Here is a 2,409-nt window from a genome sequence, read left to right as displayed (position 1 = left end):
CCATTGCCAGCTTTAGGATAAAAGGGTTCAATCACTTCCAGCAGTTGAGGCCACGGCAGCAGTTTATCCATTCTGGATAAGAATATCTCTTTACGGGTCTGGCGGCGCTTGCTGGAAAACTCACTATCGGCAAAAGTTAACTGTTGGCTCATGGGCGGTAATGGCTGTGATTTACTATGCAGCTATGATCTCACATCGGGGACTTATTCGCATCTTCCTTAGTCCAAAGGATACCTATTTCTCTGAAGATAATGAGTTAGATAACGCATCCAATGAACAAAATTTGAGAGGGCTAATCGAAGTTGATAGTCTGTCTTTTGCGTTTAGCGATATTGAAAAGCCCGTTTTTGAAAAAATAAGCTTTATAGTAAAACCTAATGAAAATGTAGCTCTTATAGGTGCCAGTGGTAGCGGAAAATCCACTTTGTTAAAGTGTTTAATGGGAATAATGTCTCCATCCTCAGGGCAGGTACTCGTCGATGGAACCTCTATTAAGAATATTGCAGGTTATAGAAAAAGAATATCTGCGGTAATGCAAGAAGACCAACTGTTGAGTGGGAGTATTGCTGAAAATATATCATGCTTTGACCCTGATATGGATATGGAAGAAGTAAAGCGCTGTTCCTATTTAGCTTGCATACATAAAGAAATATCTTCAATGACAATGCAGTACAATACTTTAGTCGGTGATATGGGCGCAAATTTAAGCGGGGGTCAAAAACAAAGAATAATAATTGCCAGAGCACTTTACAAGAAGCCTGATATTTTATTTATGGATGAAGCGACAAGTCACCTAGATATAAAATTAGAAACTATGATTAATAGTAATATAAAAGATTTATCAATTACTAGAGTTATAGTAGCTCACCGTCCTCAAACAATATCATCAGCCGATAGAGTTTTACTACTAGAGAATGGAAAAATTTCAGAGATAAAAGTCTAGTAATATCTTTTAATTGTAAATGGACTTGGAGTGGAAATGGAAATGCTTCAGTATTTATCTGATAGAGAGATTCAAGTTTTTCGATTAATCATTAAGGGAAAGCAAAATAGAGAAATTGCTAGTGAGCTTTTCATAAGTGAGAGAACTGTGAAGTTTCATTGCGCTAATATCTACACTAAGGTTGGTGTGAAAAATCGAATTGAGCTAATCTTTACAGTGCAGCAGGAACTTGCGAAAAACATCATCTGCTAACTCGTAAATTCAAGAAAAATAATGGCTAACAGAGGGCATCATGCAGCATTTGTTATTTTAGGATTGAATGATGAGGACTTTTTGAGTTCCAGTCAAAAGACATAAATTTCCCCATCACATCTTTCAAGGCACTAGCAAAAGCAAAGCAATTGTTGTCTATTAGTAAAGTGTTTAGAATTTCATTTAATTGAGTGTAAGAATCATTATAATATAATTTCAGCAAGTCCTTTTTTGCTTTGGTATTTGTACATTTCCAATGATTTCCGTTAAGAAGTATATAGTCATGACACATCATTATTGCTCTCGAAGCCCATATTATATTTTCTGATAAATTTTCTCCAACATACTTTATATTTCCCCCATCGTTTAAATAGTTACATAAAGCTAACCTGCAATGCTCGACTTTGTTTGGCTCCACCATCGGTGGGCCATTAGCAATGATTTTATTTGCTCTTTTTTTTAAGTAACTACATAGACCATACTCATCAAAAAGTATGTATGCGGTGGACAGTACTTTTGGATAAAAAAAATCTCCTTGCTTCTCACTTCGCATTAACGAATTTAAAACCATTCTAAAACTTGCTATGTTTGCCTGAATAGGGAACTTATTAATTATTTTTTGAATCTTTTTCCCTTCGATCTCACCCTCATCAATTACAAAAATGTCCACATCAGAATAGTCCGTAGTATTTTTTTCTATAAACGAACCATAAACCATAATACCTTTAGTTTGCTTACAATGCATCTTACAAAAGTAAACAATGGCTGAGGTCAAATCTTCTTGCTTATCAATCATCGTAATTTCTATAGTTTTTATGTTGAGCAGTGTGGGTGTACACTATTTTCATTGAGATTAACGAACGGGTGCATGATTTCTCTAATTTTTTCCGAGAATTCTTCTCGTGAATTATTTTCTGATACTAGGGCCTGTTGATCTTTGCTGCATATATTTCACTCAGCAGTACATGGGTAGCCACATCATCGAAAATGCCAGTGATACCATGCTGGCATAATTCCTTGCTAACTTTTCATACCTCGTTGATATTGAACGATAATGCTTTATTCGAGCAAAGGCGTTTTCAACTAGGTGGCGATATTTATAGAGGCACCAATCAACGCTGTCTTTGTCTATATCTTGGCCATAGTTCCGTTTAGGTATGACGGAGATACCTCCTTTGGCTTCAATATATTCTCTTAATGCGTCACTATCGTAG

The 2,409-nt window shown here is 35.8% G+C and carries 4 protein-coding genes and 1 pseudogene; 2 read left to right on the top strand and 3 right to left on the bottom strand.

Going from position 1 to position 2,409, the window contains the following annotated elements; all coding sequences use genetic code 11:
- Positions 1 to 152: pseudogene (locus C6Y40_RS11895) on the bottom strand (IS5/IS1182 family transposase); the annotation flags it as partial.
- 8 nt (positions 153 to 160) lie between these two features.
- Here C6Y40_RS11895 and C6Y40_RS11890 point away from each other — a divergent pair.
- Both C6Y40_RS11890 and C6Y40_RS11885 read left to right on the top strand, forming a co-directional pair.
- Entirely contained in the window at positions 161 to 943 is a 783-nt protein-coding gene (locus C6Y40_RS11890; protein WP_105934779.1) for an ATP-binding cassette domain-containing protein, read from the top strand.
- 36 nt (positions 944 to 979) lie between these two features.
- Entirely contained in the window at positions 980 to 1,195 is a 216-nt protein-coding gene (locus tag C6Y40_RS11885; protein WP_105934778.1) for a helix-turn-helix domain-containing protein, read from the top strand.
- 52 nt (positions 1,196 to 1,247) lie between these two features.
- Here C6Y40_RS11885 and C6Y40_RS11880 read toward each other — a convergent pair whose 3' ends face one another.
- A complete protein-coding gene (locus tag C6Y40_RS11880; RefSeq protein ID WP_105934777.1) occupies positions 1,248 to 1,991 on the bottom strand; it encodes a hypothetical protein in 744 nt (247 codons plus the stop codon).
- 159 nt (positions 1,992 to 2,150) lie between these two features.
- Positions 2,151 to 2,409, bottom strand: a 259-nt coding sequence (locus C6Y40_RS11875) for a transposase (protein ID WP_146129559.1), incomplete at its 5' end; no start/stop codon positions are given.

Origin of the sequence: Marisediminitalea alba, assembly GCF_002993365.1 — a bacterium.
Classification (GTDB): domain Bacteria; phylum Pseudomonadota; class Gammaproteobacteria; order Enterobacterales; family Alteromonadaceae; genus Alteromonas; species Alteromonas alba.
Note: the sequence above shows the minus strand (reverse complement) of the source record. Positions and strands in the feature narration are given on the sequence as shown.

Coding starts and splice junctions, on each gene's coding strand:
- C6Y40_RS11890 (WP_105934779.1), top strand. CDS start 161: ATGGCTGTGATTTACTATGCAGCTATGATCTCACATCGGGGACTTATT.
- C6Y40_RS11885 (WP_105934778.1), top strand. CDS start 980: ATGGAAATGCTTCAGTATTTATCTGATAGAGAGATTCAAGTTTTTCGA.
- C6Y40_RS11880 (WP_105934777.1), bottom strand. CDS start 1,991: ATGATTGATAAGCAAGAAGATTTGACCTCAGCCATTGTTTACTTTTGT.